The 5,207-nt window shown below is 67.2% G+C and carries 5 protein-coding genes; all 5 read right to left on the bottom strand.

What is annotated here, in order from left to right; genetic code table 11:
• Positions 1 to 710: 710 nt before the first annotated feature.
• Entirely contained in the window at positions 711 to 1,094 is a 384-nt protein-coding gene (locus IRZ30_RS15420; protein WP_294086416.1) for a hypothetical protein, read from the bottom strand.
• 221 nt (positions 1,095 to 1,315) lie between these two features.
• A complete protein-coding gene (locus IRZ30_RS15425; protein ID WP_294086417.1) occupies positions 1,316 to 2,044 on the bottom strand; it encodes an ABC transporter ATP-binding protein in 729 nt (242 codons plus the stop codon).
• The gene (locus IRZ30_RS15430; protein ID WP_294086418.1) at positions 2,025 to 2,918 is read right to left on the bottom strand and encodes an ABC transporter ATP-binding protein; all 894 of its coding nucleotides are present in this window, start codon (positions 2,916 to 2,918) and stop codon (positions 2,025 to 2,027) included. Before IRZ30_RS15430 ends, IRZ30_RS15425 begins: the two co-directional genes overlap by 20 nt.
• Before the next feature lie 42 nt (positions 2,919 to 2,960).
• Positions 2,961 to 4,142, bottom strand: a complete 1,182-nt coding sequence (locus tag IRZ30_RS15435; protein ID WP_294086419.1) for a hypothetical protein — start codon at positions 4,140 to 4,142, stop codon at positions 2,961 to 2,963.
• Between the two features lie 12 nt (positions 4,143 to 4,154).
• Positions 4,155 to 5,084, bottom strand: a complete 930-nt coding sequence (locus IRZ30_RS15440) for a branched-chain amino acid ABC transporter permease (RefSeq protein ID WP_294086420.1) — start codon at positions 5,082 to 5,084, stop codon at positions 4,155 to 4,157.
• Between the last annotated feature and the right edge of the window lie 123 nt (positions 5,085 to 5,207).

The following is a 5,207-nucleotide window of genomic DNA, read 5'->3' on the forward strand; positions in this document are numbered from 1 at the left end:
CCCGCGTGGTCTTCTTTGGGGGGGGGGGGGGCCCCCGGGGGCGGCCCCGCCGCCGCCGCCGGGGGCGGGGCGCGGGCCGGCTCCGCTCAGGATGACAGCCGTGCCGGAACGGGTGGCGGGAAGACGAGAATAATTCGTCAAACTCCATAAGCCACCGGGCTGACACGGCGAAGCCCACTGAAGGGGCTGGGGAGGCCGCGCCCGGTTGGGTGCCGGAGCGGATACGCCGGGATGTCGCCATCACAGCCCCTTCAGTGGGCTTACCAAAATATCAGCCCGGCGGCTTTAGCCCCGGGCACGCGCCGGGCGGTGCGCCTCAACACCGAGGTGTAGGTTCTGGCCTACCTCAGCCGGCTTCAGCCGGCTTTTCCTTGTCAGCCCGGCGGCTTTAGCCCCGGGCACATGCCGCGGCGTAGGATCCTCACATGACTCATCCCCGGGCACGCGCCACGGCGTGGAATCCTTCACGCCACCCACTCCCGCGCACGCGCCGACCGCATACCCCATCTCATTCGTCGAACGCCATTATCCCCGGGCACAGGCCGGCCGCGTACACCTGGCTCATTCGTGGAAGTTCATGAGCATCTGCCGTCCTACGCGGAGCTGCGTGCCATGGGGGGCGGTTGGCTTCGCTCAGGATGACATCGGGTGGGATGAAATGGGAACGAGAGAGCACCCGCAGCCCGTGGTGGGCAGGGGTGCCTGTTCGCCTACCTGGGTTGGCTCGGTTGGGAGCGGGGGCGGTGCATTTCGGCGCGGCTGAGGAACAGGATCAGGCCGGTGATCAACTCGGGCACCGCAATGAAGAAGTAGCCGTTGGCAACGGCACCGACGAGGCCGGCTAGCACAACGATTAACCCGCCGAACCAGGCGAAGGGGAGGCGCATCAGGACCGCCGCTCCGATGGCGAGGTGAATCACCAGGAGGGCCGCGTTGAGCCAGACCAGGGCCGGCGCGTTATCCACGCTGCGGAAGAAACTGAGGAGCGCCCAGCCCGCGCCGGTGACCATGAAGCCGACCCCAGCCATCAAGACCTTGCCCGGGAGCGTCCCCGCCTCGGGCTGTTGCGTTGCGCGTGTGTCGTCTGGTCGCACCCCGACCCTACTCTCGCTCGATCATTCGACCTCAGTGCCGGGCCGCCGATACCGGCGGGTGGCCTACCGATTTTACCGAATCGGGGCGGGTGGCGGCCGGCAGGCGGAGACGTTCTGCCATTTGTGTGCTGGACGGTGCTGCTTACCGCGTCCACCGGGCGCTGCCTTGGTGACGCGGCGCGCAATTCCCCGCCTGCCGGTCGTGGATGCGGGATGCGGGCTCACCCGGCGAGGGCGGACTCCTCGCCGAGATAGGCGCGCCGCACCATCTCGTTGCGTTGCAGGCCCTCCGCGGTGTCGGCGAGGATGATCTGGCCCGTCTGGATCACGTACCCGCGACTGGCGACGGACAGTGCCATGTGCGCGTTCTGCTCCACGAGAAGGATGGCGGTCCCCTGCCGGTTGATGTCGGCGATGATGTCGAAGATCAACTCGACCAGGTTGGGTGCCAAGCCCATCGAGGGCTCGTCGAGCAGCAGGATGAGGGGGTCCGACATCAGTGCCCGGCCGATGGCGAGCATCTGCTGCTCGCCGCCGGAGAGGGTGCCGGCCGCCTGCTTTTCGCGCTCTTTGAGGCGCGGGAAGAGGTCGTAGACGCGCTCCAGCCCGCGGTCGATCTGAGCCTTGTCGGTCTGAAGATACGCACCCATCTCCAGGTTCTCGCGCACGGTCATGCGTGGGAACACGCGGCGACCCTCGGGCGAGTGGCCGATGCGGAGCGCCGCCACGCGGTGGGGTGGGAGGCCGTCGATGCGCTGGCCCTGGAAGCGGATCGTGCCGGCGCGAGGTCGGATCAGCCCCGAGATGGTGCGGAGCGTGGTGCTCTTGCCCGCGCCATTGGCGCCGATCAGCGTGACGATCTCGCCCTCCTCGACGGTCAGCGAGATGCCCTTCAGGGCGTGGATGTGTCCGTAGTAGGAATGGACGTCCTCAAGCTCCAGGATCGGCATGCTCGCCCTTGCCTCCCGTATCCAAGGCCGCAGCCGCGCCGCGGCCGAGATAGGCTTCGATCACGCGCACGTCGCGCTGGATCTCGGCGGGCGTCCCCTCGGCGATCTTGACGCCGTGGTCGAGGACGGCCACCGTGTCGGAGATCCCCATCACCACCCGCATGTCGTGCTCGATGAGGAGGATGGTGAGCCCGCGCTCCTGGCGGAGCCGGCTGATGAACTGGGTGAGGCGCAGGGTCTCCTGGGGGTTCATTCCGGCCGTGGGCTCGTCCAGCAGGAGCAGCTTCGGCTCGCTGGCGAGCGCGCGGGCGATCTCCAGCCGCCGCTGGTCGCCGTACGAGAGGTTGCGTGCCAGGTCGTCCTTCACCCGCCGGAGCCCGACCAACTGCAGGATTTCCTCGGCCCGCTCGCGCGCTTCCCGCTCCTCGCGCATCACCGCCGGGGTGCGGAGGATCGACTTGAGCGTATTGGCACGCAGGCGGGTGTGCATCCCCACCAACACATTTTCCAGGGCCGTCATGTTCTGGAACAGACGGATGTTCTGGAAGGTGCGGGCGATCCCGAGGGCGACCATCCGGTGCGGGGGGACGGCGCGGATGCGCCGGCCGATGCCGGACCGAGCGTCCCCATTGCCGCCGATCGGGAGTGGGATCCGCGGGGCCGGGCCGGCCAGCAGGTGGCCGTCGAACCAGATCTCGCCGTCGCTCGGCTGGTAGAGCCCCGCGATCATGTTGAACAGCGTCGTCTTGCCGGCACCGTTCGGGCCGATGATGCTGAAGATCGAGCCGGGCGGAACCGCCAGGTCGACGGCATCGACCGCAACCAGGCCGCCGAAGCGTTTGGTGATGCCCTTGACTTCGAGAATCGCGTCCACGTTTGCTCTGCTTCCCTCCGCGTGCTCGACGTGCTCCGTGCCCTAGGTGCCGTGCTCGCCGGTCGGTTCCTGGGCCACCTCGACGTCGTACAGCGTCTGCCGCTCTTGCTCGAGCACGGTCCCACCGTCGAAGACCTCCGGCTCCTCCTCGCCGGCATGGAGCTCGGCCGCGCGTCTCCGGCTGGGGAAGAGACCCTCGGGGCGGAGCAGCATCGTCAGGATCAGGGCGGCGCCGAAGATGAAGAGGCGCGAGTTCAGCAGGTCAATGCGGGTCAACACCTCGATCCCGGTGCTGTTGCCGATTGCGTGGAGCCAGCCGGTGAGGCGCTCGGCCAGGAAGCGGTCGTAGCTGGCCATGATGATGCCGCCGATGATGACGCCGTAGGTGTTGCCCAGGCCGCCCAGGATGACCATCGCCAGGACCATCACCGAGATGGTGAAGTCGAAGCGGAACGGGTCGATGAACTGGAAGCGGGCGGCGAAGATGGATCCGGCGAAGCCGGAGAAGCTGGCGCCCATGGCGAAGGCCAGCATCTTGGTGCCCATGATGTTGATGCCGTTGCTGGCGGCGGCGATCTCGTCCTCGCGCAACGCCATCCAGGAGCGCCCCAGGCGCGAGTCGAGCATGCGGTTGATGAGGAAGATCGACAGGATGCCCACGCAGATGACGAGGTAGTACCAGCCGACCGGGTTGCTGGCGTCCAGTGTGTAGCCGAAGATGCTCGGCTTCCCGATCGGGTTGATCCCCTTGCTGCCGCCGGTGATGCTGTCCAGGTTGAGGAAGATGCGCGGGACGATCTCACCGAAGCCAAGCGTCACGATCGCCAGATAGTCGCCACGGAGCCGGAGGACGGGGATGCCGAGAATGACGCCGAAGATCATGGCGACGAAGAAGCTGATGGCCATGGCGATCCAGAAGTTGGTCCGGTAGGGGAGCGGGCTGGCAGGCGAGGTGAGAAAGGCCGCGGTGTAGGCACCGATGGCGAAGAAGGCGGCGTACCCCAGGTCGAGTAGCCCGGCGATCCCGACCACGATGTTGAGACCCAGGGCCAGCAGCACCAGGATCAGGATGCTGACCATCGGGTCGATATAGCGGAGCCCGATGGCCTGGTCGATGAACGGGTAGAGCAGCGCGAAGACCACCGCGATGACGAAGGGGATCGCCCTCCGCCGCCGGTCCGGCGCCGCTGTACCCCAGGATGCAACGCCCTTCAGGACTGACACGTACCTCACTCCTTACGCGCGGTCGGCGACGACCTCTCCCAAGAGGCCGCTCGGCTTGAAGATGATCACCAGGACGAGCACCGCGAAGACGATCGCGGGCGTCCACTGGGCTTGGAGATACGAGTCGCTCAGGGCGGCCACGATACCGAGGAAGATGCCGCCGAGGACGGCACCGGTCAGGTTCCCGATCCCACCCAGGACCGCGGCGGTGAAGGCCATCAGCCCGGCGAAGAAGCCCATGTTGAACACGACCTGGTTGTTGTAGAGCCCGTTGATCAGCCCCGCGGCGCCGGCCAGCAGGCCGCCGAGCAGGAAGGTCAGGCTGATTGTCCGGTTGACGTCGATGCCCATCAGGGCGGCGGCATCACGGTCCTGGGCGGTGGCGCGCATCGCCTTGCCCAGGCGCGTGTTGCGAATGAACCAGGTCATGACGATGAGGAGCGGGATCGTGACGACCATGACGAAGAGCATCGGGATGGACAGGGTGATGTTGGTGTCCAGGCCGAACCAATCGGTCAGGATGTTGGTCGGCGGCAGGAGGGCGGGAAACTGGATCGGCCGTGCGCCCTTCCACCAGATGCCGATGTTCTGCAGCACGAAGGAGAAGCCGATCGCGGTGATCAGCGGCGCCAGGCGCGGGGCGCGGCGGAGTCGCCGGTAGGCGATGCGGTCCACGGTGAAGTTCACCGCGCCTGCGAAGAGCATGGCGGCCACAAGCGCCAGCGCGATGACGCCGAGACGGGTCCCGAGCGGGTCGGTCCAGCTCACCCCCGCTGCGGTGATCACCGTCAGGGCCATGAACGAGCCCATCATATAGATCTCGCCGTGTGCGAAGTTGATGAGCTGGATGATGCCGTAGACGAGCGTGTAGCCCAGCGCAATCAGGGCGATCACGAAGCCGTTCGACAAGCCGAACAGCAGCGTCTGTACGAGCTGGTCCATTGTGCCGGGATATCCCTCCCTAGGTGGTGGCGGAAGGCGGCGGGGTGGAATCGCCCCCCCCCCCCCACCGCGGCGCCCCGCCCCCCCCCCGCGGGTTTACCGACACCCCCATTCCCGCCATTA

Source organism: Sphaerobacter sp., from assembly GCF_019683595.1.
In the GTDB taxonomy this organism is placed as follows: domain Bacteria; phylum Chloroflexota; class Chloroflexia; order Thermomicrobiales; family Thermomicrobiaceae; genus Sphaerobacter.